This window comes from Xanthomonas albilineans (genome assembly GCF_009931595.1).
In the GTDB taxonomy this organism is placed as follows: domain Bacteria; phylum Pseudomonadota; class Gammaproteobacteria; order Xanthomonadales; family Xanthomonadaceae; genus Xanthomonas_A; species Xanthomonas_A albilineans.
Genome location: NZ_CP046570.1, coordinates 151099 through 175341 on the forward strand (window position 1 = coordinate 151099; position 24243 = coordinate 175341).

Annotated in this window: 20 protein-coding genes and 1 pseudogene; 14 read left to right on the plus strand and 7 right to left on the minus strand. The window is 65.2% G+C overall.

Annotated elements, in window-relative coordinates; all coding sequences use genetic code 11:
- Positions 1-25: 25 nt before the first annotated feature.
- Positions 26-451 (plus strand): hypothetical protein, encoded by a 426-nt coding sequence (locus XaFJ1_RS00595; protein WP_012914680.1) that lies wholly within the window; start codon positions 26-28, stop codon positions 449-451.
- A 46-nt stretch (positions 452-497) separates the two neighbouring features.
- On the opposite strand, the gene XaFJ1_RS00600 is transcribed toward XaFJ1_RS00595, so the two are convergent.
- Complete coding sequence (locus XaFJ1_RS00600) at positions 498-785, minus strand: DUF2782 domain-containing protein (protein WP_012914681.1); 288 nt, start codon at positions 783-785, stop codon at positions 498-500.
- 92 nt (positions 786-877) lie between these two features.
- Between XaFJ1_RS00600 and polA the strand changes: the two genes are divergently transcribed.
- Positions 878-3646 carry a DNA polymerase I gene (polA, locus tag XaFJ1_RS00605; RefSeq protein WP_012914682.1) on the plus strand — a complete coding sequence of 923 codons (2769 nt, stop codon included), beginning with the start codon at positions 878-880 and terminating at the stop codon, positions 3644-3646.
- 633 nt (positions 3647-4279) lie between these two features.
- On the opposite strand, the gene hemF is transcribed toward polA, so the two are convergent.
- The 3 genes from hemF to XaFJ1_RS00620 form a co-directional block, all read right to left on the minus strand.
- Positions 4280-5179 (minus strand): oxygen-dependent coproporphyrinogen oxidase, encoded by a 900-nt coding sequence (hemF, locus tag XaFJ1_RS00610; protein ID WP_012914683.1) that lies wholly within the window; start codon positions 5177-5179, stop codon positions 4280-4282.
- A gap of 138 nt (positions 5180-5317) precedes the next feature.
- Positions 5318-5869, minus strand: coding sequence for a hypothetical protein (locus XaFJ1_RS00615; protein WP_012914684.1), 552 nt, complete (start codon positions 5867-5869; stop codon positions 5318-5320).
- A gap of 232 nt (positions 5870-6101) precedes the next feature.
- Complete coding sequence (locus XaFJ1_RS00620; RefSeq protein ID WP_045756645.1) at positions 6102-8483, minus strand: S9 family peptidase; 2382 nt, start codon at positions 8481-8483, stop codon at positions 6102-6104.
- Between the two features lie 268 nt (positions 8484-8751).
- Between XaFJ1_RS00620 and XaFJ1_RS00625 the strand changes: the two genes are divergently transcribed.
- The 3 genes from XaFJ1_RS00625 (at position 8752) to XaFJ1_RS00635 (ending at position 12641) form a co-directional block, all read left to right on the plus strand.
- Entirely contained in the window at positions 8752-10155 is a 1404-nt protein-coding gene (locus XaFJ1_RS00625; RefSeq protein WP_012914686.1) for a cytochrome ubiquinol oxidase subunit I, read from the plus strand.
- Positions 10155-11171 carry a cytochrome d ubiquinol oxidase subunit II gene (gene cydB, locus XaFJ1_RS00630; RefSeq protein ID WP_012914687.1) on the plus strand — a complete coding sequence of 339 codons (1017 nt, stop codon included), beginning with the start codon at positions 10155-10157 and terminating at the stop codon, positions 11169-11171. Before XaFJ1_RS00625 ends, cydB begins: the two co-directional genes overlap by 1 nt.
- A gap of 117 nt (positions 11172-11288) precedes the next feature.
- A complete protein-coding gene (locus XaFJ1_RS00635) occupies positions 11289-12641 on the plus strand; it encodes an AMP-binding protein (RefSeq protein ID WP_012914688.1) in 1353 nt (450 codons plus the stop codon).
- Positions 12642-12746: 105 nt separating this feature from the next.
- On the opposite strand, the gene XaFJ1_RS00640 is transcribed toward XaFJ1_RS00635, so the two are convergent.
- The gene (locus XaFJ1_RS00640) at positions 12747-13763 is read right to left on the minus strand and encodes a chorismate transformation FkbO/Hyg5 family protein (RefSeq protein ID WP_012914689.1); all 1017 of its coding nucleotides are present in this window, start codon (positions 13761-13763) and stop codon (positions 12747-12749) included.
- Entirely contained in the window at positions 13760-15115 is a 1356-nt protein-coding gene (locus XaFJ1_RS00645) for an NAD(P)/FAD-dependent oxidoreductase (protein WP_155393039.1), read from the minus strand. The genes XaFJ1_RS00640 and XaFJ1_RS00645 overlap by 4 nt, the downstream gene beginning before the upstream one ends.
- 131 nt (positions 15116-15246) lie before the next feature.
- On the opposite strand from XaFJ1_RS00645, the gene xanC reads away from it, so the two are divergent.
- From xanC to fabG, 9 genes and pseudogenes are all read left to right on the plus strand, one after another.
- Positions 15247-15516, plus strand: coding sequence for a xanthomonadin biosynthesis acyl carrier protein XanC (gene xanC, locus XaFJ1_RS00650; protein WP_012914691.1), 270 nt, complete (start codon positions 15247-15249; stop codon positions 15514-15516).
- Positions 15440-16083, plus strand: a pseudogene (locus XaFJ1_RS00655) (COG4648 family protein). Before xanC ends, XaFJ1_RS00655 begins: the two are co-directional and overlap by 77 nt.
- A gap of 72 nt (positions 16084-16155) precedes the next feature.
- Complete coding sequence (locus XaFJ1_RS00660) at positions 16156-16890, plus strand: lysophospholipid acyltransferase family protein (RefSeq protein ID WP_045756646.1); 735 nt, start codon at positions 16156-16158, stop codon at positions 16888-16890.
- A gap of 9 nt (positions 16891-16899) precedes the next feature.
- Positions 16900-17187, plus strand: coding sequence for an ApeI family dehydratase (locus tag XaFJ1_RS00665; protein WP_012914695.1), 288 nt, complete (start codon positions 16900-16902; stop codon positions 17185-17187).
- The gene (locus XaFJ1_RS00670; RefSeq protein WP_012914696.1) at positions 17184-18158 is read left to right on the plus strand and encodes a lysophospholipid acyltransferase family protein; all 975 of its coding nucleotides are present in this window, start codon (positions 17184-17186) and stop codon (positions 18156-18158) included. Before XaFJ1_RS00665 ends, XaFJ1_RS00670 begins: the two co-directional genes overlap by 4 nt.
- The gene (locus XaFJ1_RS00675; RefSeq protein WP_012914697.1) at positions 18082-18729 is read left to right on the plus strand and encodes a LolA-related protein; all 648 of its coding nucleotides are present in this window, start codon (positions 18082-18084) and stop codon (positions 18727-18729) included. The genes XaFJ1_RS00670 and XaFJ1_RS00675 overlap by 77 nt, the downstream gene beginning before the upstream one ends.
- Positions 18730-18766: 37 nt before the next feature.
- Complete coding sequence (locus XaFJ1_RS00680) at positions 18767-21133, plus strand: MMPL family transporter (protein WP_045756647.1); 2367 nt, start codon at positions 18767-18769, stop codon at positions 21131-21133.
- A 4-nt stretch (positions 21134-21137) separates the two neighbouring features.
- Positions 21138-21578 (plus strand): hotdog family protein, encoded by a 441-nt coding sequence (locus tag XaFJ1_RS00685; RefSeq protein WP_045757136.1) that lies wholly within the window; start codon positions 21138-21140, stop codon positions 21576-21578.
- A gap of 131 nt (positions 21579-21709) precedes the next feature.
- A complete protein-coding gene (gene fabG / locus XaFJ1_RS00690) occupies positions 21710-22447 on the plus strand; it encodes a 3-oxoacyl-ACP reductase FabG (RefSeq protein WP_012914700.1) in 738 nt (245 codons plus the stop codon).
- A gap of 139 nt (positions 22448-22586) precedes the next feature.
- Here fabG and XaFJ1_RS00695 read toward each other — a convergent pair whose 3' ends face one another.
- Positions 22587-24215, minus strand: coding sequence for a tannase/feruloyl esterase family alpha/beta hydrolase (locus tag XaFJ1_RS00695; RefSeq protein WP_230598196.1), 1629 nt, complete (start codon positions 24213-24215; stop codon positions 22587-22589).
- Between the last annotated feature and the right edge of the window lie 28 nt (positions 24216-24243).

Genomic DNA, 24243 nt, shown 5'->3' on the forward strand with positions numbered 1-24243 from the left:
CACCCAACACCAGAGGACTTTCCCCATGACCACCTACACCAACAACAACACCGGCACGTTCAGCAGTGCCAGCAGCAAGATCCGCGACCATGTGCTCGACGATTACTTGGCGGCGAAGATCGCCAACTATGTCGGCATCCGTCGCGACGATGTCAACGACGCTACCGTGATTCGAATCCCTGCCAACTACGCCAACAGCGAAGGCGTGATCAAGGGCATGGAACTGGTCAAGGGCCTGCGCGTGGACCTGCAGGCCGCGCAGGTTCACGGCGGTAACAGGTACGCGACCTGGCAGGTGCAGTGGGGCACCGGCAGCGGTGGCAAGAACGGCGGCGCCTATGCCGGTGTGCTGATGCGGGTGGATACCGACTTCACCTTCGCTGAGTTCCGCCAAGCGATGCGCGAGAGCTTCGGCTACACACCGGGCGCCTATTGCCGGCTCGATCCCTGACCGGCCCGGCAAACTTCCCGCCAATGTCTCGCCGTCGCAGCGCGCGTCACCAGCTGTAGAGCTTCCAGTACACCGGCGAGACGTTGTCCTTGTTGCCGTCCATGTGGCTGTCGCCGTTGCGGTCGTACAGGTAGTAGGCCGGGCCGCGCGCCGGGGTCACCTTGACCATGCGCAACTGGCCGGCGATGCGGTATTCGTCCACGGTGTCGCCGTTCTCCATTTTGCGTTGGGTCACTTGCGCGCCGCGCATGTCCATCGGCGCGCCGTCCGGGCCAGTGCCGGTGGAGGCGCAGCCCGCCAGTAGCAATAGCGGGATCAGGATCAGGGCTTTCATCGCAACGTTCTCCACGGGCAGGGGGATGGTGGCCGATTATGCGCTGTGCGACCGTATTCGGTGCGCGCAGGGCGGCAGCGTAGAATTGGCCGATGAGCCGATTAGTCCTGATCGACGGGTCCAGCTACCTGTATCGCGCGTTTCACGCGCTCCCGCCCTTGACCAATGCCGCCGGTGAACCCACCGGCGCACTGTTCGGCGTGGTCAACATGTTGCGCGCCACCTTGAAGGAGCGTCCCGAGTACGTCGCCTTCGTGGTGGATGCCCCGGGCAAGACCTTCCGCGACGCGCTGTACCCGCAGTACAAGGCCAACCGTCCGCCGATGCCCGACGAGCTGCGCGCGCAGGTCGAGCCGATGTGCCAGATCGTGCACGCACTCGGCATCACCATTTTGCGCGAGAGCGGAGTGGAGGCCGACGATGTGATCGGGACCTTGGCCCTGCAAGGCGTTGGCGATGGCATGGATGTGACCATCTCCACCGGCGACAAGGATTTCGCCCAGTTGGTGCGTCCCGGCGTGCAGTTGGTCAACACCATGAGCGGCAGCCGCATGGATTCGGATGCGGCGGTGATGGAAAAATTCGGTGTGTTGCCGCACCAGATTGTCGATCTGCTGGCGCTGATGGGCGACACCATCGACAACGTCCCCGGGGTGGAGAAGTGCGGACCCAAGACCGCGGCCAAATGGCTGGCCGATTACGGGTCGCTGGACGGGGTAATCGCCAACGCCGACGCGATCAAGGGCAAGATCGGCGACAACCTGCGCGCGGCGCTGGGGCGACTGCCGCTCAACCGCGATCTAGTCACGATCAAGACCGACGTGGTGCTGTCCGGCGGCCCGCGCACGCTGGGCCTGCGCGAGCCGGAGCCGGAGCAGTTGCGCGGCTTGTACCAGCGCTACGGCTTCACCCAGGCGTTGCGCGACCTGGACGGTGGCGTGGCGGCTCCGTATGTCGCCAGTGAGGCCAGTCCCAGCCTGCGCGGTACCGCGGCTGGCTATGCTCGTGCCGCCGCCGCGCCCGATGGTGCGCTGGACCCGGCGTTGGCCGCGAAGGGCCACTACGCCGCGGTCACCACTGCCGAACAGTTCGATGCGTTGCTGGCGCGCTTGCGCGCCGCCGACGGCTTCGCCTTCGACACCGAGACCGACGCCTTGGACGCGATGCGCGCCAATCTAGTCGGACTTAGCTTCGCCATCGAACCCGGTCATGCCGATTACCTGCCGCTGGGTCACGACTATCCTGGTGCGCCAGTGCAGTTGGACCGCGTGCAGGCGCTGGCGGCGCTCGCACCGCTGTTGGAAGATCCGGCCAAGCGCAAGGTCGGCCAGCACGGCAAGTACGACCTGCATGTGCTGCGCCGCCACGGCGTGCAGGTGCACGGGTATGCCGACGACACCATGCTGGAGAGTTTCGTGCTCAACTCCACCGCCAGCCGCCACGACATGGACTCGCTGGCCAAGCGCTACCTGGGCTACGACACGGTCAAGTACGAGGACGTGGCCGGAAAGGGGGCCAAGCAGATCGCGTTCTCGCAGGTGGCCATCGACGATGCCACCGGCTATGCCGCCGAAGACGCCGATATCACGCTGCGCTTGCACCGGGCGTTGTCAGCGCAATTGGATGCCGAGCCGGCGCTGGCGCGGGTGTACCGCGAGATCGAAATGCCGCTGGTGCCGGTGCTGACCCGCATTGAGGCCAACGGTGTGTGCGTGGATATCGCCGAGCTGCGCAAGCAGAGCCAGGTGCTGAGCCAGCGGATGCTGGCCGCCCAGCAAAAGGCGGTCGCGTTAGCCGGGCGGAGTTTCAATCTGGATTCGCCAAAACAGTTACAGGCGGTGTTGTTCGACGAACTGAAGCTGCCCGCCCTGTTGAAAACTCCCAAAGGCCAGCCCAGCACCAATGAAGAAGCACTGGAGGCTATCGCCGACCAGCATGAACTGCCGCGGGTGATCCTGGAATACCGCGGCCTGGCCAAGCTGCGCAGCACTTACACCGACAAGCTGCCGGAGATGGTCAACCCTGAGACCGGGCGCGTACACACCAGCTATCATCAAGCCGGTGCCGCGACCGGGCGGCTGTCCTCTTCCGATCCGAACCTGCAGAACATCCCGATCCGCACCGAGGATGGCCGCCGCATCCGTCGCGCCTTCGTCGCCCCTCCCGGCCGCAAGCTGATCGCGTGCGACTATTCGCAAATCGAACTGCGGATCATGGCGCACCTGTCCGAGGATCCGGGCCTGTTGCGCGCTTTCAGTCAAGGCGTGGACGTGCATCGCGCCACCGCCGCCGAGGTCTTCGGGCGCACCTTGGAGCAGGTCAGCGCCAACGAGCGCCGCGCCGCCAAGGCGATCAATTTCGGCTTGATGTACGGCATGAGCGCGTTCGGCCTGGCGCGTAATCTCGGCATCGGCCGCGGCGAGGCGCAGGACTACGTGGCGTTGTACTTCAGCCGCTACCCGGCGGTGCGCGATTTCATGGAGCGCATGCGCGAGCAGGCGCGCACCCAGGGCTACGTGGAGACCCTGTTCGGTCGCCGTCTGTACCTGAACGACATCAACGCCAAGCAGCAGGGCTTGCGCGCTGGCGCCGAGCGCGCCGCGATCAACGCGCCGATGCAGGGCACCGCTGCGGACATCATCAAGCGCGCCATGGTCAGTGTGGACACGTGGTTGCAGGATCACCGCGCGCGTGCGTTGATGATCCTCCAGGTACACGACGAACTGGTGTTCGAAGTCGACGCCGACTTCGTCGAGATCCTGTTACCCGAGGTGACCTGGCGCATGGCCGCTGCGGCAGAGTTGAAGGTGCCGTTAGTGGTGGACAGTGGCGTGGGCGATAACTGGGACGAGGCGCATTGAGCTATGCGACCCGCAATGCGGCGGTCCCCCAACGACATCCTGCAGTCAGCGCCTTTGCGCAGGGAGTACGGCATTTTTGTTGTTTGTCGGGCGAATGTTTTGGAATGAATCCGTCCTAAACACGACGAATTCTTAACCGCAATTTTCACGAATGAGAAAGGTGAAAAATGGTCTTATGTGCCTCGACAGGCGCAATGCCTGTCGCGGATCTTCTCCCATCCCCTGGAGCAGATCTAGGAACGGAGACTCCTCCCCAAGTCTGCGTTCCCTGGCCCCGCTGACCCACCCCTGGTCCGCGGGGCCTTTTTATTTAAGCTTGAACCTATATCTTTATGCTCGCGTAAACGCTGGCAAGTCAAGGGATGGGGATTACGCCGCGCCGCTTTGTTCGAGTTTGATAGATCCCATCATTCAGCGACTATGTCTGCGCACCGTCACGACGTGTGCAGCCTGCAGTGCATCGCTGTGTTCGTGCACAGCGGTACGTCCAACTATGAAATCGAGCAGCCACTCGGCCTGAAATGCGCTGATCTGCGGCCGCCATTTTTCTGCGGTCGTTGGCTTGCGACAAACACCTTAAGCGCGTGTTTCACGCCGAGGGCGCCATGCGTGCCTGGGCGCGCGGTGACGTGCTCAGGCCAGCCAGTCCCGTGGCACCAGATATTCGGCCAGACGCGCTTCGGGGCTGCCGGGTTCCGGCTGGAAGCCGTATTCCCAGCGCACTCGTGGCGGCAGGCTCATCAAGATGCTCTCGCTGCGGCCGCCACTCTGCAGGCCGAACAGCGTGCCGCGGTCGTAGACCAGATTGAATTCCACGTAGCGCCCGCGCCGGTAGAGCTGGAACTCGCGCTCGCGCTCGCCCCAGGGCAGGGCGCGGCGGCGCGCCACGATCGGCAGGTAGGCATCCAAAAAACCATCTCCCACCGCACGTTGGTAGGCGAAATCGCGTTCGAAATCGGCATGCAGATCGTCGAAGAACAGACCGCCGACGCCTCGGGTCTCATTGCGGTGTTTGAGGTAGAAATACTCATCGCACCAGCGTTTATGTGCGGGGTATCGCTCGGCGCCGAATGGCGCACACAAATCGTGCGCGGTCTGGTGCCAGTGGCGTGCGTCTTCGTCGAACGGGTAGTAAGGGGTCAGGTCGAAACCGCCGCCGAACCACCAGGCCACGGTTGCGCCTTCGCGCTCGGCCTCGAAGTAGCGCACGTTGGTGTGGGTGGTGGGGATATACGGACTGAGTGGATGGAACACCAGCGACACCCCGACCGCGCGCCAGGAAGCGCCGGCCAGTTCTGGGCGGTTGGCGCTGGCCGAGGGGGGCAGGCGCGTGCCGGACACGTCGGAGAAGCCAACCCCGGCCTGCTCGAACACCGCGCCATCGCGCAGAATGCGGGTGCGGCCGCCACCGCCCTCGGCGCGCTGCCACACGTCTTCGGCGAAACGGGCCTGGCCGTCGGTCGCCTCGACGGTGGCACAGATGCGGTCTTGCAGCCCAGTGAGATAGTCGCGGACACGGTCGAAGGTTTGCATCCCCCTATTCTAGAAGCTTGTCGCCTGGGCGTGTGCGTGATGATGCGCGGTCCGTTGTCGAGCACGCACCGCATTCAGCCGGCACTGCGATCGGGGCCATCCGGGTGAACACTGTCGGCTTGCTGCGCGTGGTGTCGCTCAGCGGCGGAAGGCGCTACGCAGCGCCGGGCGCGAGAGCTGGTACACCAGCCAGCCGTGCAGGACGGCGAAAACAAGCGCGGTGAGCAGTGCGCTGAACAGGACGGTGATGCGGCTGGAGTGCAACTGGTGCTGCATGTGTGCATCGAAGCCGTGTTGCGGCGCCCATGCTTGCAGCATGTCGAATAATTGCCACAGTAGCGGCAACATCGCGAAATTGGCCACGGCGGTGACCACTAGGAATGCCACGAATACGCGCCGTGCCCATTCGTGTCGTTGTAACAAGGCCCATGACGTCGCGCACAACGCCAGCGCCAGCGTCGCTGCCAGCCAGGACAGTGCGATCGCATGGGTCATGCACGTGTGCAGCCACGGCGGCAACGGCAGTCCAAACGGCTGCAGCATCGTTTCGATGTTGCCATCGGGTAGCGCCATCAGCGTCAGTGCCTGCGCCAGCGCGGACAGCAGCGACAGCACGCCAAGCAAGAGCGCGATCTTGCCCATCGCATCGATCATCTGGTGACCTGCGGGGTGCAGCGGAGGTGGCGACATTGGCGATCCCTCGGTTGGGTGGATGGCGTAGCGTGCTGCCGCGCATCGGCGAAGATAGAGGTTACTTGAACAGGCACAAGTGGCGTGGGCGTGTGCGTCATGTGCAGACACGGCGCATGGTCTGGCAGTCGTCATCGCGCATCGTCGCAGACGAGGCGGCGCGGTCATCCGCGCCACGCCGCGACCGCGACAGGTGCATTGTGCCGACACCCAGCGCAGGGTGCGTGATCGCCTACTTGAGTTCCTGCTCGAACAATTTCAGGATCCGCTTGTATTCGTCCAGCCAGGAATCGGCGCGGGTAAAGCCGTGTCGTTCCAACGGATATGGCGCGATCTCCCAATTGTCCTTGTGCAGTTCGATCAGCTTCTGGGTCATGTCGACCGAGTCCTTGAAAAACACGTTGTCGTCGATCATGCCGTGGGCGATCAATAGGTGATCGCGCAGTCCGCTGGCGTACTCGATCGCCGAAGAGGTGCGGTAGGCCTGTGGGTCAAGATCGGGAGTGTTGAGGATGTCGGCGCTGTATTCGTGGTTGTACTGGCTCCAGTCTGCCACTGGACGTAGCGCGGCGCCTGTCTTGAATGTGCCGGGGCTGCGAAACAGCGCCATATAGGTTATGAAGCCGCCGTAGGAGCCGCCGTAAATGCCGGCACGGTGACGGTCGCCCTGCTTGGTGGCGACCAGCCAATCCAGGCCGTCCAGATAGTCCTCCAGTTCCGGATGGCCCATGTCGCGGTAGATCGCGGTGCGCCAGTTGCGGCCATAGCCGGCGCTGGCGCGGTAATCCAGGTCGAGCACGATGTAGCCCTTTTGCACCAGCAGGTTGTGGAACATCTGCTCGCGAAAATACGGGGTGTAGCGTACCGAGACGTTCTGCAGGTAGCCGGCGCCATGCACGAACATCACCACCGGGTAGCGTTTGCCGGGTTCTGGATGTGGCGGGCCGTAGTACTTGCCCCAGACCGTGCCGGCGCCATGGGTGGACGGTATCTGCACGAATTGCGGCTGGATCCACGGACGTGCCTTGAATGCGGCGCTGCGGGTATCGGTAAGCACGCGTGCGCTGCCGCCACTGGCGGGCAACACCGCCAATTGCGGCGGCAGATAGGCGCCGGAGTAGTGCACCAGCAGGTGTTGGCCGTCTGGCGAAAGTGCGAAGTCCTCGACACCTTCGAGTGAGGTCAGCTCGACAACGCTGTCGTCGCGCAGATCCAGCTTGCACACCTCGTAGTCGCCCGGCCATTTGCGGTTGCACAGGAACAAGAAGCCCTGGCCATCGGCGCTCATCACCGGCGCGGACACCTCCCAGTTGCCGGCGGTGCGTTGGCGCGGTTTATCGGTGCCATGTTGGGTGTACAGGTGCGCATCGCCGGATTGCTCGGACAGCAGCCACAGCGTTTGGTTGTCCGGCATCCAGCCGAAATCGTTGAAATTCCAGTTGATCCAAGCAGGATCGGTGAGGCGATGGCGCGGCTGCAGCACGGCCTTATCCAGGTCGACGCTGGCAATCCAACGGTCCTTGTTGTCCACCGCGCGCAACATCACCGCGACGTTGCGGCCATCCTCGCTCCAGTGCATCGTCGCGCCGCTGCCATCGCCGTCGGTCTCCACCTGTATCGCACGTGGCCCGTGCAGCGGTTCCTGCTTGGCGGCCTTGCGCAGTGCGGCCAGTGGGTCGTTGTGGATGCCGGGCAGGACGGCGAAGTCGAGTTTGCGCGCGCTGCCCGCGGCGATATCGACCAACCAGAGGTTCTGCGCCAGCGGTGGGTTGCGACCGACGCGAGTGCGCACTTCTTGGAATTCTTCGTAACCCGATTCGGTCACGTACTTGGGCATCTTGCCCTCGCGACCTTCGTCGGCGCCCTTGGCGTGGGTCACCACCAGTAGATGGCGACCGTCCGGCGACAGCGCGCTGTCGTCGATGACGACGTCCTCGCCCAGATACACCGGTGCCGGCGCGCGGCTGCCGTCGGCACGCCGCCAGGCTTGCTCTTGTTGCCGCAGCAAATCGCGCTGCGCGCGATCGCGCGCCAGGGTTTCCAATGTATGCAGTTGCTGCGCACGTAGCGTGTCCAACTTGGGTGCGGTGTCGGGATCGCGTTCGGCCTTGAGTAGCGCCGCTTGCGCGATGCCGCTGTCGGGATTCCAGCGGTACCAGTCGTTGCCGACCCGCCACAGTGCGCCGCCGTCGGTGCTGAACTGCGGTCTTGCGGCCGCTTGATTGCTGCGGGTCAACTGGGTCAGCGCGCCGCTGCGTAGATCGCGCAGGAATACATCGCCATTGCGTACAAACAGCATGCGTCGGCGTGCTGCGTCGTAGACCGGGTTGGCCGCATCGAGCGTGCTGCGTTGCGTATCCTCGATCCGCTGCGCGGTGCTGCCGTCGATCCCCTGGCGGTAGGTGTCGCGCACCGGGCTGCCGTTGCGCTTGAGTTTGTATTGCACTTGACGCCCGTCCCAGGCCCACCAGGCGTCCTCGACCGGCGGCCCGATCCAGTCCGGATCGGCCATCGTTTGTTCGATGGTCAGCGGGGCCACATTCTGAGCCGCAACCAATGGCGGCAAGCAGGACAGGGATAGCAAAACAACGGCGCTCAAGGCTAAGCGACACATCGGGATGTTCCGGACGAAAAGCAAACGATAAGCGTAACAGCCGTCTGGAGCGAATGCTGGGATTGGGAATGGGGAATTGACGATTCGCACAAGCGCGCGTCCCGACGCGTCCATGTTCATGGCATCACAAAAAACGGTGCCCGTTTTTCTTTTTCCGAATCCAGAATCTGGGCGTTTTCCGCCCTGCGATGCGGCATTCTTTCACATTCAATTTTACGCCGCAGCGACAACAATAGACGCTATTGTAGTTTCTTTAGGGGCAGCCTCAATGGACGCTCTTTTGCTTTCGCGCATCCAGTTCGGATTCGTCATCAGTTTCCACATACTGTTCCCGGCCTTCACCATCGGCCTGTCGAGCTGGCTGGCGTTCCTGGAGTGGCGCTGGCTGCGTACTCGCGACACGGTGTGGCGCGATCTGTACTTCTTCTGGCTGAAGATCTTCGCCGTGTCCTTCGGCATGGGCGTGGTCAGCGGTATCGTGATGAGCTTCCAGTTCGGCACCAACTGGGCGGTGCTCAGCGAACGCGCAGGCAACATCATCGGTCCGCTGCTCAACTACGAGGTGCTGACGGCGTTCTTCCTGGAGGCCTCGTTCCTGGGGGTGATGCTGTTCGGTTGGCACAAGGTCCCGGAGAAGCTGCATTTCCTCTCCACTTGTCTGGTAGCCATCGGCACGCTGATCTCCACGTTCTGGATCCTGTCGGCCAACAGTTGGCTGCAGACGCCGGCCGGTTATGTCATCGTCGACGGCGTATTCCATCCGGCCAACTGGGGCGAGGTGATCTTCAATCCGTCGTTCCCGTATCGGCTCACTCACATGGTGCTTGCCGCGTTCATCACCACCTGTTTCGTGATTGGCGGGGTCAGCGGCTGGTACCTGCGCCGCGGCGAGCATGTGGACGCGGCCGGGTGCATGCTCAAGCTGGCGGTGGCGTTCGCCGCGATCGCGCTGCCGCTGCAAATCGCTGCCGGCGACGCGCATGGCCTGAACACGCTCGAACACCAGCCGATTAAGGTGGCCGCGATGGAGGCACACTGGCACCGCGAGGCGCCGGGACAGGGCGTGCCGTTAGTGGTGTTCGCGGTGCCTAACGAGGCTGAAGAGCGCAATGACTACGCGTTGACGATTCCGCACCTGGGCAGCGTGATCCTTACCCACACCTTGAATAGCGAAATCACGCCACTGACCGCGGTGCCGGCCGACGAGCGGCCGCCGGTGAAGCCGGTGTTCTTTGCTTTCCGGGTGATGGTCGGGCTGGGCATGGCGATGCTGCTGCTGGCATTCGTGTCGCTGTTCTTCTGGTGGCGTGGCACGTTGCTGCGCCGGCGCGGGTTGCACCTGGCATGGAACGTGATGTTGCCGGCCGGTTTCGTGGCCTTGCTCGCTGGTTGGTTCGTCACCGAGATCGGGCGTCAGCCTTATGTGATCTACGGTCTGCTGCATACCCGCCATGCGGTCAGCCCGATTATCAGTCCGGCGATGGTGTGGATCTCGCTGGGTGTGTATGTGGTCGTCTATGCGCTGGTGTTCGGTTTTGGCAGTTGGTACATCCTGCGGATGCTGCGCCACGGGCCGTTGCCGCACGAGCCGGCACCGCGCCTGCACGACGGCGGCAAGACTCCTGCGCGGCCGCTGTCGGTGGTCGACGACGACATCGAGGAGACGTGCTGATGGACATGGCGACCGTGTTGCCGGTGATCTGGTTTGGTGTGATCGGCTTCGGTGTGCTGATGTACGTGCTGCTGGACGGCTTCGTGCTCGGCCTGGGCATCTTGGCGCCGTTCGCCGAAGACGAGGGCCAGCTCGACCTGATGATGAACACCGCCGCGCCGATCTGGGATGGCAACGAGACCTGGCTGGTGCTGGGCGGCGCCGGTCTGCTGGCGGCGTTTCCGAAGGCGTATGCGGTGGTGCTGTCGGCGCTGTACTTGCCGGTGCTGCTGATGTTGATCGCGCTGGTGTTTCGCGGCGTGGCCTTCGAGTTCCGCTTCAAAGCGCGCAGTTCCAAGTACTTGTGGGGCTGGGCGTTCGCGCTGGGGTCGCTGTGCGCCGCGTTCTGGCAGGGGGTGATCCTGGGGGCGCTGGTGGAGGGCATGCCGCTGCAGGACGGCAAGTACCTGGGCGGGGTGCTGGGCTGGTTCAGCCCGTTCTCGATGCTCACCGGCGCGGCGCTGGTGTTCGGCTACGCGTTGCTCGGCGGCAGCTGGCTGATCTTGAAGACCGAAGGCGCGATGCAGCACATCGCCCGCACCCTGACCCGGCCGCTGGTGCTAGTGGTGGTGGTGTTCATGGGCCTGGTCAGCGCTTGGCTGCCGTTCCTGGATTCGCGGATCATGGCGCGCTGGTTCCACGATGGGAACTTTTGGTGGCTGTCGCCGGTGCCGCTGCTGGTGCTGGTCAACGCGGTGGCGCTGTGGCGTGCGGCGATGGCACAGGGCCGCGATGCGCGCCCGTTCGTGCTGACCCTGTGCTTCTTCGTGCTCGGCTTTTTCGGCCTGGTGCTGGGCATCTGGCCGAACATCGTGCCGCCCGGGTTGACCATCTGGGAGGCGGCTTCGCCGCCGTCCTCGCAGGGGTTCGTGCTGGTCGGGCTGGCGCTGCTGCTGCCGGTGATCTTGGGCTATACCGCCTGGTCTTACCGGGTGTTCCGCGGCAAGATCACCGCCGACACCGGCTATCACCACTGACGGCCGTACCGGCGGCGGCCAGTGCTGCACAGCCTGCTTGCCAGGTGGTGCGGTGCCGGCCAAGCTAGAGGCTCCCCGCGCCGTGCGGGTCATCGCCCGTCCGAGCTTCCGTTACGCATGTCCGCCGTCTCCGCCTCGTCCCTGCTGCATCCGCTCGCCGTTGGCGACGCGGAGCGTCCGCTGGCCTTCGCCGACGGCGAACACATCGATCTGGCCACCTTCCTCGGCCACGTGCGCGGCCTGGCTGCGGCGTTGCCGTCCGGCCAGCATGCGCTGAACCTGTGCGAGGACCGCTATCGCTTCATGGTCGCGTTCTGCGCAGTGGCGCTGCGCGGGCAGACCTCGCTGCTGCCGTCCTCGCGTGCTCCAGCGGTGGTCGCCGAGGTGCAGCGCACCCATCCCGATGGTTACTGCCTGGGCGATCTGTTCATGGTCGATGCACCGCCCGGCTATTGGCAGTTGCCGGAGCCGCTGCCGACCCTGGACGGCCCGATGCCGCAGTTGGCCGATGATGCCCTGGTCGCGATCGGCTTCACCTCTGGTAGCACCGGCGTGCCCAAACCCAATCCCAAGACATGGGGCAGCTTCCTGACCAGCACCCGCCAGGATCTGTTGGCGTTGGCGGGGTTGTGGTCCGCCGACGCGGTACCGCAGGTGGTGGCGACGGTGCCCCCGCAGCACATGTACGGCATGGAAATGTCGGTGCTGCTGCCCCTGGTGACGCCGCTGGCGGTGCATGCCGCTCGCCCGTTCTTTCCCGAGGACGTGGCCAGTGCGTTGGCCCAGTTGCCGGTGCCGCGTTTGCTGGTGACCACGCCGGTGCATCTGCGCGCCCTGGTCGAATCCGGTGTCGAGCTGCCGCCGTTGGCCGGCATCGTCTCGGCGACCGCGCCGTTGGCACAGGAATTGGCGGCGGCGGCGCAGGCGCGTTTCGGTGGCGAAGTGCGCGAGATGTTCGGCTCCACCGAGACGTGCATCTTCGCCAGCCGGCGTACCGCGCAAGAGGTTTCATGGACGCCGCTACCGGGCGTGCGGGTGTTGCCGCAGCCGGACGGCACCCTGGTTCATGCGCCGCACCTGGCTCAGCCGGTGTTGCTGGCAGACCTGATGGAGGTGGATGCCCAAGGCCGTTTTCAGGTGCGCGGGCGCCAGGCCGATCTGCTGGAGATCGGGGGCAAGCGTGCGTCGCTGGCCGATCTGACCCGCCGCTTGCTCGCGCTGCCTGGCGTGGTGGACGCTGCGATGTTGCAACTGGACCCGGAGCCTGGACAGGCAGTGGGCCGCATCGCGGCGGCGGTGGTCGCGCCGACATTGGATGAAGACGCGATCCTGGACGCATTGCGCCGCGAACTGGATCCATTGTTCCTGCCGCGCCGCCTGCGCCTGCTCGACGCGTTGCCGCGCAACGAGACCGGCAAGCTGCCGCGCGAGCGCATGCTGGCGCTGCTGGCGGGCGTGCGCGAGGGTTGAGCGGGTTTCGTCAGCAACGGTTCGACGCCCTGGTAGCGTGGTGTGCAGCGAGATAGCGATGCCGCACTTCCGCGAATGGACATCGGGCACGTCGCCGCGTCCAGCTCAGCCATGCACGCCGTCGATCTCCACCGCCAGTTCGTCGCGGCAGATCACCGCATGCAGCAGCAGGCGTGGGATCCGCTCGCCGAAGCGCGCATCGAGCGCCGCAGCGACCAACGGCAGGTCGGCCTTTTCGCGGACATAGACCTTCAACCGGGTACCGTCTCCGAACTGCGCCGGCAGGTCCGGCACGTGGGTGCGTGCGGCGCCCAGCAAGGCGTCGAAATTGGCGAAGGTTTCTTCCAATTGCGCCAGTAATTGTCCGCGGTGCATCGAAGCGTGGCCGACCACGCTGGCGGTGCCTGACAGCAACAGCGGCATATCGCTACCGACCGGTGGCAGCATCGCGCGGGCGAAGCTCGGTGGCTGCGGGCCGTACTGTCGCGGGTAATTATAGGCACTGACCTGGCGCGGATTTTCCAGCGGCGTGCCGGCTCGCGCCGCTGCCAGCCAATAGATCTGCATCACGGGGGCGTCGTCGCAGCGACCGACGGCGGTCGCCGCTGGCAACCGGTTGGCGTCGAAGTCGCCTAGACCACGCGCGCGGCCGACGCAGAAACGGCGGTAACGCTCACGATCGCCGCTGCCCAGGGTGATCGCGTCGAGGTGGTTCCAGATGCGCAGCAGGCAGGGCGTGGCACTGCCGGCAACGAAAGCGCTGATCTGCGCGTAGGCCTGCGTTGCCGCTTTTTCGATGTCCAGATCCAGTGCGCGCTCGTCGATCTCGATGGCGGCGAACTGCAGCTGGCCATCGCTGGCCCAAGCAATGGCGCCAGCGCGGCCGCTGCGCACCGGTGTGTCCGTGCGCCAGATTTCGAGCATGCGCGGGCCGTACGGCTGCAGCGGCACGCGCAGGTAGCGCGGATCGTCGTGGTGTGGCGCTGCGTCGCCGAAGCCGAACACGGCCAACACCTTGTCTTCGCCCAACACCTGGCTCGGGTCGGTTTCGGCGATGTATTCCACCTGTAGTTGCGGGTGGTGTTGCGCGTGCTCTTGGAACTGCTGATATGGCGGGCTCATGATGGTTCTCTATGTAACGTGTCGCCATGAAACTGTTCGCGCGCCTCGCGGCGGCGATGGCGCCAGGCGCGCCAGGCTCGTGGCGACATCGCCAGGGCGGAGATGGCGTAGATGATGCGGAACACGCGCAGGCGACGCAGCACCGCGCGGTTGTCGAAGACGTCGCCGGCCAACATTGCCACCACCGCCTGCTCTACCTGCAGCACGTTGCGTGGCTGTGCGAATAGCTCACGCATGGTGGGCGAGGTGAAGCGGTAGATGAACCACTTGAGCTGATCCAGGCCGCCGCGCAGCTGTTTTTCCAGGCGTCGCTGTAGCCGTGCCTCGCTGGTCGGGTCGCGCAGCGCTGCATCGATCATTGCCGCGCCGCGCTCGGCGCTGTGCATCGCCAAGTAGACGCCGGAGGAGAATATCGGATCGACGAACGCATAAGCGTCGCCCAGCATCAGCCAGCGCGGCCCGCTCATCCGCGTGCATTCGTAAGCATAGTTGCCGGTGGCATGCACCGGCGCCACGCGTTGCGCGCCGGTCATGCGGGCGGCCACGTCCGGGTTCAACGCCAGGGTTCGCATCAGCAAACCTTCGCTGTCGCCCTGGCGGGTCTTCATGTACGACGGGTCGCACACTGCACCGACGCTCATCACGTCGTCGGGCAGCGGGATGAGCCACATCCAACCGTGGGCGTGGCGGTAGATGCTGATGTTGCCGGCATCCTCGCCCGGTCGCCGCATCACACCGCGGAAATGGCTGAACAGCGCCGCCGAGGCGTGCCGCGCATTGGCACGTTTGAGCTTGAGCGTGTTGCCCAGGAAGGTATCGCGGCCGCTGGCGTCGATCAGGTAGCGCGGACGGTAGTGGCACAGGCCCTCGGCACTGCGCGCCTGTACCACTGGCCTGGCACCGTCCAGTTGCACCGCCTCGACCCGGGTGCCTTCGTGCACAGTGGCGCCGACGGCGCGGGCGCGCTCGGCCAGTATCCGGTCGAAATCGGCGCGCGGCACCTGGAAGGCATAGTCGGACCGAGCGCCGAGCGCATGGGCGAACCGAAAGGTGTTGTAGCCGCCCGCATCGTTCGGGAAATCCGCGCCGAGCTTGAGCACACCGATCGCGCGGACCTGCTCCAGCACGCCCAGCCGCCGCAGGATCGGTATGTTCATCGGCAGCAGCGATTCGCCGATGTGGAAGCGTGGATGGCGGTCTTTTTCCAACACGCTCACCTGCCAGCCCTGTTGTGCCAGCAAGATGGCCGCTGTGCAGCCTGCCGGTCCCCCCCCGATCACTAACACGTCAGGGGTGGCGGCGATGGCCGCTGGCGCTGTGGTGTGGGGTTGTGAAAAGGCGCGGGGTTCCATCCTGAAAGAATCTCCAACGGATCTAGTGAAACGAACCGCATAATAGCGTGTCGCTCGCGCTCCCATGGTTGCGTCGTTGCGTTGGATGCACCATCTTGTCGCACCTCCCTAATTAGTCCGGAAGCACCTGGATGTCTTCGCAAACCCCCGCCGAACGTGAACTGGCCGAGCTTCTGGTCGAGAGCCTGAACCTGGAGGACGTGCAGCCTGACGATATCGATCCGGAGGCGGCGCTGTTCAACACCGGGCTGGGGTTGGACTCGATCGACGCCCTGGAGTTGGCGTTGGCGATCAGCAAGCGCTACGGCTTCCAGTTGCGCTCGGATAACGACGAGAACCGCCGCAACTTCGCATCGCTGCGTGCACTGTCGGCGCATGTCGAAGCGAATAAGACCCACTGATCGAACCGACGCCGCGCGCTGGGTGCCTGCGTTGGGCGTGTTGTTGGCGCTGGTATCAGTCGCGGCGCTGGTGCCGCTGTGGCGCTCGCCGCATGCGTTATTGTTGCTTAGCGTACCGCCGGTGTTGTTCGCCGCCTGGGTCGCCTGGTTCTTTGGCCGCAGCCTGCAGCGCGGGCGCACACCGTTGATTACCCGCATTGTCGAAGCACTGTATCGGCAGGCGGCCATGCCGATCAGCCCCGAGCAACCGCGCTATACGCGTCGGTTGACCCTTGCCTGGACCCTGTGCTGTTGGCGCTGACCCTGCTGAGCTTGATGCTTGCGCTGTGCGTCCAGCCTGGTGTTGTACTGGTCCAGCTGGGTCGGGCCTCGCCATTGCCGACCAGCGACGCACACACTGCGCTGGTGGCCAATCTGTTCGGCTACGGGATCATCGGTGGTTTCTTCGTCGGCGAGTATCTGTTGCGCGGACGCTGGTTTCCGCAGCGCCCCTACCGTAACTTGTTCGACTTCCTGCACCGGTTGGCGCGGTTGGGGCCGGTTTTCTGGCGCGATCTGTTGCGCTGACGCGCGCATTACGGGAGATGCCAGGAGGTGCAAATTATCAAGGGAAAATCCAAGAATATCTCCCCAACAAGGATGCTGTCGCGCACGGCTTGGGCCGTGTGCAACGCGTTGCAACTGCTGTTCACCATGGTGTACACGGCGTTGGGAATCGTGGTTGTGCTACTGCTGTTGCCCATGACCGGGCCGCGCCTGCCGCTGCGCATGGCCGCGCGGATCTGGGCGCCTGCGCTGTTGTTCGGTGCCGGGGTGCGCCTGCAGGTGGAGGGCCGGGAGCGGGTGGACTGGTCGCGCAATCACCTGTTCGTCAGCAATCACCAGTCGATCATCGACATCTGCGCGTTGTTCATGGCCTTGCCGGTACCGTTGCGCTTCCTGCTCAAGGACGAGATGCTCAAGGTGCCGTTCGTGAATTGTTATGCGCGCTATACCGGCATGTTGTTCCTAGACCGTAACAGCCGCCGCGCCGGGGCGGTCGTGCGCCGTGAGGCTGCGGCATTGCTGCGCCGTGACGAAGACCTGTGTCTGTTCCCGGAGGGCACCCGTAGCCGCAGCGGGGAATTGGCCGAGTTCAAAGCCGGGCTATTGCAGGCGGCCATTGATGCAGGCGTGGACGTGATCCCGGTGGCATTAGATGGGGCCGGCAAGGTTTTGCCGCCCAGCAGCCTATTCCGGGTCAGGCCCGGGATAATCCGGGTGCGGATCGGCGCACCGATCCGGGTCCAGAGCGATAATGGCCCGCTGACCCGGCAGATGTTGACCCAGCGTGCGCACCAGGCCGTCCGCGCCATGCTCGAACCCAGAATATGAGTCGACCGTATGTATTTTGTCGTACCGCATGATCATCCCAGTTTGCCGGGTCATTTCCCCGGTCGTCCGGTCGTGCCTGGCGTTGTGGTGCTGGATCACGTGCTGCAAGCCGTCGAGGCCGCGCACGGTGCCCGCGCGCCGTTGCGCCTGCCGCAAGTGAAGTTTCTGCAGCCGCTGCTGCCTGACCAGTCGGCACGGGTCGAGCTGGAGGGCATTGCGCCGCGCTGGCGTTTCCGTGTGCTGCGTGGCGAGGACCTGCTGGTCAGCGGCGAATTGAGTGCCGAGGCAATGGCGTGAGCGCCGTCTGGAAACAGCGTCCGGAAGCCGGCGGCCGCTTTGCTCTGTGGCTGATTCGTAGCATCGCCCGTTATGGCGGCCGCACCATCGGGCGTTTGCTGCTGTATCCGATCACCCTGTACTTCCTACTGGTGCGCCGCCCCGAACGGCGCGATTCGCGGCGCTACCTGAGCCGAGTTTTCGGTCGCCCGGCCACGCTGTTGGATGTTGCCCGGCACATTCATACCTTCGCCTCCACGATTCTCGATCGCGTGTTCATGCTGTGCGGGCACATACACCGTTTCCGGATCCAGATCCATGGTCTGGACCAACTACGTGTGCAGATGGACCGCGGTCGCGGTGTACTGATCTTCGGCTCGCACCTGGGCAGCTTCGACGCGCTGCGGGTGTTGGCGACCAAGCGCCCGGACGTGCAGGTCAAGGTGGTGTTGGATAAGGCGCACAATCCGGCGCTGACTGATTTGCTGGCGGCGCTGAATCCGTCATTGGCGGCCAACATCATCGATGCCGGGATGGACAGTACCGCGGTCGTCATGGCGATCAAGCAGGCAGCCGACGAGGGGGCGCTGATTGCATTGCTGGTCGACCGCCCGCAGCCGGAGGACCCCGCTCTGCCGGTTGACTTCCTCGGCGAGCAGGCGCGTTTCCCGACCTCGCCGTGGCTGATCGCCGCCGCGCTGAAGGTGCCGGTGATGTTGGCCTTTGGCCTGTACCGCGGCGGGAACCGCTACGAGTTGGTGTTCGAGACCTTCAGCGAGTGCCTGGACCTGCCGCGCCGTCAACGCGCGCCGGCGCTGGCCGCGCTCATGCGCGATTACGCCGCCAGACTGGAGCATTACACCCGCTCGGCGCCCTACAACTGGTTCAATTTCTACGATTTCTGGAACACGCCCCATGCCGATGCGTCGCACCTTGTTATCGATGCTGATACTGCTGTGCAGCGCCGCACGGCTATACGCCGCGTCGCCTGAGCCGCTGGACCCGGATTGGATCCTGCAGCAACTGGTGCGGCCGGTACCTGTCAGCACCGCGTTCGTCGAGCTACGCGGCTCGGTACTGCTGAAGGCGCCGTTGCGGGTGCAGGGCGAATACCGCCGTCCGGACGCGCAGACGCTGGTGCGCGAGGTCACCGCGCCTTACCACGAGATCACCACCCTGCGCGGCGGCGAAGCCATGCTGGAGCGCGACGGCAAACCGCCCAAGCGGTTCTCGCTGGCACGGGTCCCCGAACTGGCCGGACTGCAGAGCGGCTTCGGCGCGTTGCTGTCGGGCGACCGTGCGCAATTGCAGCAGCAGTACACCCTGAGCAGCGTCGGCACGCGCGAACACTGGCAACTGCAGTTGCAACCTAAGCAACCGGCGTTGGCCGCGCATGTGCGCAGCCTGCGCTTGTACGGTCGCGGCACGGAGTTGCGCTGCATCGAGACGACCCCGGCCAGCGGTGAGGTTCAACGTACCCTGTTGGCCGGCGCTGCCCAAGCCGCCGCCGACATCGCCGAGACCGCTGCGCTGACCGCGCTGTGCCACGGCGACGCGACGTAATGCCGCGTTTGCGCGGGGCGACGACGTGGGTGCGGCGATGACGCGCACGTTGGGTTCGAAGATGCGGATCTGGCTGGCGCTATTGTGGCTGGCGCTGCTGACGGTGGCCGGCGTGTGGCTGGGCAATGCGCTGCAGCTATCGGGAGATCTGCGCAAATTCATGCCCGAAGCCCGGACTCCCGCGCAGAAACTGTTGCTGGACGAACTCGGCGAAGGTCCTGGCTCGCGGCTATTGCTGATGTCGCTGTCGGGGGCAGAGCCTGCCACATTGGCGCGGCAGTCGCAGGCGTTGCGTGCGCAATTGGCCGCGCAGCGCGAAGTGTTCGAATTGGTCGCCAATGGCGCCGACGCCGGTCTGGACGCGGTCCCCGAGCGCCTACTGCCGTACCGCTATCTGCTCAGCGATAGCTTCGATGCCAAGCCTCTGGATGCGGCCACCGTGGCCGACGCGCTGCAGGCGCGGCTGCAAGATTTGGGCTCGCCAGCGGCGGACATGGTCGAGCCGCTGCTGCCGCGCGACCCGACGATGGAAGTGCTGCATCTGGCCGAGTCGCTGCAGCCGGCCGGCGCTCCGCAGCCACGCGACGGCGTGTGGTTCGACCGCGCCGGCAAGGAAGCGCTGCTGGTCGCGCAAACCCACGCGGCCGGTTTCGATCCCACTGGCCAGCAGCGGGCGGTGGACGCGATCCACCGCGCTTTCGCCAAAGTTGCCGCGGGGAGCACCAGTCGTCTGACCCTCACCGGCCCCGGTGCGTTCTCTGTGGAGATCGGCGGGCGCACCCAGGCCGAGGCGCAGTGGATCGGTACTCTGGATACCGTGGGCTTGATCGTGTTGCTGTTGGTCGCCTACCGCAGTTGGAAGATCCCGGTGCTGGGCGTGCTGCCGTTGGCCAGTGCCGGGCTGGCCGGGTTGGGGGCGGTGGCGTTGCTGTTCGATGGCGTGCATGGCATCACCGTGGCGTTCGGCTTCACCCTGATCGGCGTGGTGCAGGACTATCCGATCCACTTGTTCAGCCATCAGCGTCCGGGCCTGGACCCGCGCGAAAACGCGCGTCATCTGTGGCCGACCCTGGCCACCGGCGTGGTCTCCACCTGTATCGCCTACGTCACCTTCCTATTTTCCGGCGTGGACGGGCTGCGCCAACTGGCGGTGTTCACCATCGCCGGGCTGCTGGTGGCGGCATTGACCACGCGTCTGTTGTTGCCGGCGCTGATCGATCCATCGCCACGCGACCATGCCGACTCGCCGGCGCTGGCACGGCTATGGCGCGGCATCGCACGATTGCCGCGTCCGCGTTGGTCGTTGTTGCCGCTGGCGCTGGCCGCAGTCGCGATCATCGTCTTCGCGCCCGGGCCGTTCTGGCAGAACGATCTGTCCAAGCTGACGCCGGTGCCGGCTGCGGACTTGGCCCGCGACGCGCATCTGCGCCAGGAGCTGGGGGCGCCCGACGTGCGCTACGTGCTGGCGTTACCGGCGGCGTCCGTGGACGCGGCATTGGCGGCATCCGAGCGGCTGCGGCCGCGCCTGGACGCACTGGTCGCGCAGGGCGAACTGGCCGGCTACGACATGGCGGCCCGTTACCTGCCGAGCGTGGCGACGCAGCGCCGTCGCCAGGCCGCCTTGCCCGATCCGACCCAGGCGCAGGCGCTCATCGCCGCGGCGATCGCCGCGACGCCATTCCGCCGCGACGCCTTCGCCCCATTCCTGGCCGACCTGCAGCGCGCGCGCAGCGCACCACCGCTGACCACGCGCGATTTGCGCGGCACCCCGCTGGCGACCAGCGTCGGTGGCTTGTTGCTGGAGCGTCCCGACCACGCGACCGCGTTGGTCTCGCTGACTGGCCTGCGCGATCCGGCGCGGCTGGCCAGTGCGGTGCAGGGCAGCGGCGCACAGTTGCTGGACCTCAAAGACGCTTCCGAATCGCTGGTCGCCGCCTATCGTGGGCGGGTGCTGGGGGCGTTGAGCGTGGCTGCGCTATTGCTGGTGCTGACCGTGGCGATCGCGCTGCGCACGCCGCGCCGCATCGCGCGCGTGTTGTTGCCGATGGCGCTGACCACGCTGCTGATCCTGGCGATTCTGCGCGGCTGTGGCGTCGAACTGAATCTGTTCCACCTGATCGCGTTGATCCTGGCGGCTGGCCTGGGTCTGGATTACGCGCTGTTCTTCGATCACGCCGGCGATGACCGCGCCGATCAGTTGCGCACCCTGCATGCCTTGATCGTGTGCAGCCTGATGACGCTGCTGGTGTTCGCGTTGCTGGCCGCGTCCAGTATCCCGGTACTGCGCGCGATCGGTAGCACCGTGGCGCTGGGCGTATTGTTCAATTTCGTACTGGCGCTGCTGGTGTCGCGGGAGACCGCCAGCGAGGCGGCGCAGGAGAGCAGGCATGCACACTCACACTGACGGCCTGGATGGACGCGATGCAATCGCGGCGCTGGTCCCGCATCAGGGCCTGATGTGCCTGTGGGAGCAGGTGGTGGCCTGGGATGCGCAGCGCATCGTGCTACGCAGTCAGGCACATCGCAGTGTCGAGCATCCATTGCGATGCGGCCAACGGCTGCGCGCGCTGCATCTGTGCGAATACGGCGCGCAGGCGATGGCGGTGCATGGTGGCTTGCTCGGTCGCGCCGCTGGCATGCCGGTGCGGCCAGGCATGTTGGTCGCGTTGCGGGGTGTGCAGTTGCATGTCACCGATTTGCACGATCTGCCGCAGGCGATCGAGTGCGAGGCCGAGCTGCTGCTACAGATGGAAAGCGGCCAGCAATACGCTTTCCGTATCGTCCACGCCGGGCAGCCGCTGGCCGAAGGCCGCGCCACGGTGATGCCGGGCACCGCTGAGCGAGCGTAGCGATGCTGCGCCGGGCACGATCGGCTGCGGCCGATCCCTAAAAAGGTGGACAAGCGCCACTGCTGCAACACGGACGCGCCCGTCAATCGCTAGGATGGCGGCCCTGTCTGCATTTCACCCAGTGAGCTCCGATGTCCTCATCTCCTGTTTCGCGTCGCGCGCTGGTCACCGGCGGCAGCGGCGATCTCGGCGGCCCGATCTGCCGCACCCTTGCCGCGCAGGGCCTGCATGTCATCGTGCATGCCAATGCCGGTCTCGCGCGGGCCGTAGCAGTTGTGGAGGCGATCGTTGCGGCCGGCGGCAGTGCCGAAGCGATTGCGTTCGACGTGACCGATGCCCAGGCCTGCGCGGATGCGCTGGCGGCGTTGCTGGAGGCCGGGCCGATCCAGGTGCTGGTCAACAACGCGGGAATTCACGACGACGCGCCGCTGGCGGGGATGAGCGCGGCGCAATGGCACCGGGTTATCGATGTCTCCTTGCACGGGTTCTTCCACGTCACCCAGCCGCTGTTGTTGCCGATGGCGCGTACGCGCTGGGGGCGCATCGTCAGCGTGTCGTCGGTGTCGGCGGTACTCGGCAACCGCGGTCAGGCCAACTATGCCGCGGCCAAGGGCGCGCTGCACAGCGCCAGTAAATCGCTGGCGCGGGAAATGGCCAGCCGCGGCATCAGCGTCAATGTGGTTGCGCCTGGGGTGATCGAGAGCGCGATGGCCGGCGCAGCGTTCGCGCCGGAAGCGATCAAGCAATTGGTTCCGGCCGGCCGTGCCGGCCGGCCCGAGGAAGTGGCCGCGTTGGTCGGTTTTCTATGTACAGACTTGGCTGGCTATATCAACGGGCAGGTTATCGGCGTCAACGGCGGCATGGGTTAAATGCGATGGCGGAGGTGACGCCGAATGCGGGACATGGCATGCGGTGACATCGCCGGGTTCGCTGGCCGCTGAGACAACCAGCGGACGCTGCGTAGGGCGACAGGCAGCGCTCGTCGCGTGCCGATTGCCCAGCGTACGATCAGCGGCAAACGAAGCTGCTGGCCGACTCCACATCGCCCGCGACGTACTGGGCAACTTGCGGATACGGGCACAGCGGTCTGCTGCGTTGACTGCTCCAATTGGCCGGCACCTCGCCGTTGGGAGAGACGCTACCGCGACCGCGCGCGGTCGCGGTAATCGCCGTCGGCGCCTGACCTTGTTCGACCCAGGCGATCAGTGGCGTCAGTGCGTCGAATTGGTCGGTGGCCGGGCCACCGCCGCAATGGACCATACCCGGTACCGCAAACAGGCGCGCGAAGCTTGCGGCATTGGGGTCGGCCGTGGTCAGGCGCTGGTACCAGTCCGCTGTATCGGTGAAGGAGAAGATGCTGTCGCCAGTACCGTGATAAACCAGCAGCTTGCCACCGCGGGACTTGAGCGTCGTCAAGTGGGTTTCATCCGGTGGCACCATGAAGGACCACGACGACGCGTTGTAAGTACCGGACGTGCCAAAGATCTTCGATGCGTCGCGATCCAGATTGAAGTGCAGCGTGTACTGGCCCAGATTCTGGTTCACCGACATGTTTTCCGGTGGGCTAGCGAACACGAAGGCCATCGAGTTCGGCACCAAGGTCATGGAGTTATATTGTCGCCAGCCGCCCCAGTCGCCGCTGCCGATGGCAGGATCGTAGGGAAAGGGAGCGTACAGCGCGGTGCCGGCGCTGTCATGGGGGCCGGCGTAGATGGCGGCGAGCACCTGCTTCTGCGCTCGAGTCAGGCACTGCCCGGTGCGCCCAGCGTTGCCGCAGGTGGGAACATTGCTTGCCAGGCTGAACAGGGTTTGGCAGGCGCTGACGTTCTGCACCATGCCATCGCTGACGCCGTCCAGCGCATCGCAGGTGGCGACGATGCGGCTGGCGACGAATGCACGTTCGGCGCCGGTGAGCCCGCTTTGTATATCGTTGCCGTCGGTCAGCGTAGCCAGCTGTTGTGCCGCGGCCATTTCCGCGATCGCGGCCTTGGGCAGGTGGAATCCAGGGTCGCCAGCCAGGATGCCATCGTAGTCCTGCGCGTCACGCGCGGCGGCCACCATCGCGTGGCGGCCACCGTTGGAACAGCCGCCGAAATAGCTCACATCCGGTGGCTTGCCGTAGGCGGTCTGGATGGTGTGCTTGGCCATCGGGGTCAGCGCCTGCACCGCCTGATAGCCATAGTCCAGGCGTGCCTGGGGATCCAGCCCGAAAAATCGGTTCTTGTCGCCGTTGTGCCCGGCATCGGAATCGATGACGGCAAAGCCCATGTGCAAGGGATTGTCCTGCTGTGCGCTGCCACCGATGTCGCCGACCGCGGTGTTGACGTAGCCGTCCAATCCGTTGTTGGCCTGGTAGAAGAAACGACCGTTCCATGTGGTGGGCAGCCGCATCTCGAAGCCGATCGCATACGTTTGACCATCCACCGGGCTGACCCGGGTGTGCATCGTGCCGGTGATTTGGCAATGCGCGTCGATGGGTTTTCCCGCTACGCTCAGGGCGCCTGCCGGAACGGTCCTGACGCCGGTGAAGGTTGTGTCCGGATAGCTGAGGTTGGGGTTGGCGGCCAATGCTTCGCAGGATTGTTGTAGCTGCGCTGGTACTGCCGGACCCTTCTGTGCCATCGCGGTGGACGACACGGCAAGACTTGCCAATGAGAGCGTTAAC

What these genes read in the sequence shown, in the direction of transcription:
- XaFJ1_RS00635 (WP_012914688.1), top strand. Translation starts at nt 11,289, where the DNA reads ATGTCCGCCGTCTCCGCCTCGTCCCTGCTGCATCCGCTCGCCGTTGGC.
- XaFJ1_RS00620 (WP_045756645.1), bottom strand. Translation starts at nt 8,483, where the DNA reads ATGTGTCGCTTAGCCTTGAGCGCCGTTGTTTTGCTATCCCTGTCCTGC.
- XaFJ1_RS00600 (WP_012914681.1), bottom strand. Translation starts at nt 785, where the DNA reads ATGAAAGCCCTGATCCTGATCCCGCTATTGCTACTGGCGGGCTGCGCC.
- XaFJ1_RS00595 (WP_012914680.1), top strand. Translation starts at nt 26, where the DNA reads ATGACCACCTACACCAACAACAACACCGGCACGTTCAGCAGTGCCAGC.
- XaFJ1_RS00675 (WP_012914697.1), top strand. Translation starts at nt 18,082, where the DNA reads ATGCCGATGCGTCGCACCTTGTTATCGATGCTGATACTGCTGTGCAGC.
- XaFJ1_RS00615 (WP_012914684.1), bottom strand. Translation starts at nt 5,869, where the DNA reads ATGTCGCCACCTCCGCTGCACCCCGCAGGTCACCAGATGATCGATGCG.
- XaFJ1_RS00625 (WP_012914686.1), top strand. Translation starts at nt 8,752, where the DNA reads ATGGACGCTCTTTTGCTTTCGCGCATCCAGTTCGGATTCGTCATCAGT.
- xanC (WP_012914691.1), top strand. Translation starts at nt 15,247, where the DNA reads ATGTCTTCGCAAACCCCCGCCGAACGTGAACTGGCCGAGCTTCTGGTC.
- XaFJ1_RS00645 (WP_155393039.1), bottom strand. Translation starts at nt 15,115, where the DNA reads ATGGAACCCCGCGCCTTTTCACAACCCCACACCACAGCGCCAGCGGCC.
- polA (WP_012914682.1), top strand. Translation starts at nt 878, where the DNA reads ATGAGCCGATTAGTCCTGATCGACGGGTCCAGCTACCTGTATCGCGCG.
- hemF (WP_012914683.1), bottom strand. Translation starts at nt 5,179, where the DNA reads ATGCAAACCTTCGACCGTGTCCGCGACTATCTCACTGGGCTGCAAGAC.
- cydB (WP_012914687.1), top strand. Translation starts at nt 10,155, where the DNA reads ATGGACATGGCGACCGTGTTGCCGGTGATCTGGTTTGGTGTGATCGGC.
- XaFJ1_RS00640 (WP_012914689.1), bottom strand. Translation starts at nt 13,763, where the DNA reads ATGAGCCCGCCATATCAGCAGTTCCAAGAGCACGCGCAACACCACCCG.
- XaFJ1_RS00660 (WP_045756646.1), top strand. Translation starts at nt 16,156, where the DNA reads ATGCTGTCGCGCACGGCTTGGGCCGTGTGCAACGCGTTGCAACTGCTG.
- XaFJ1_RS00665 (WP_012914695.1), top strand. Translation starts at nt 16,900, where the DNA reads ATGTATTTTGTCGTACCGCATGATCATCCCAGTTTGCCGGGTCATTTC.
- fabG (WP_012914700.1), top strand. Translation starts at nt 21,710, where the DNA reads ATGTCCTCATCTCCTGTTTCGCGTCGCGCGCTGGTCACCGGCGGCAGC.
- XaFJ1_RS00680 (WP_045756647.1), top strand. Translation starts at nt 18,767, where the DNA reads ATGACGCGCACGTTGGGTTCGAAGATGCGGATCTGGCTGGCGCTATTG.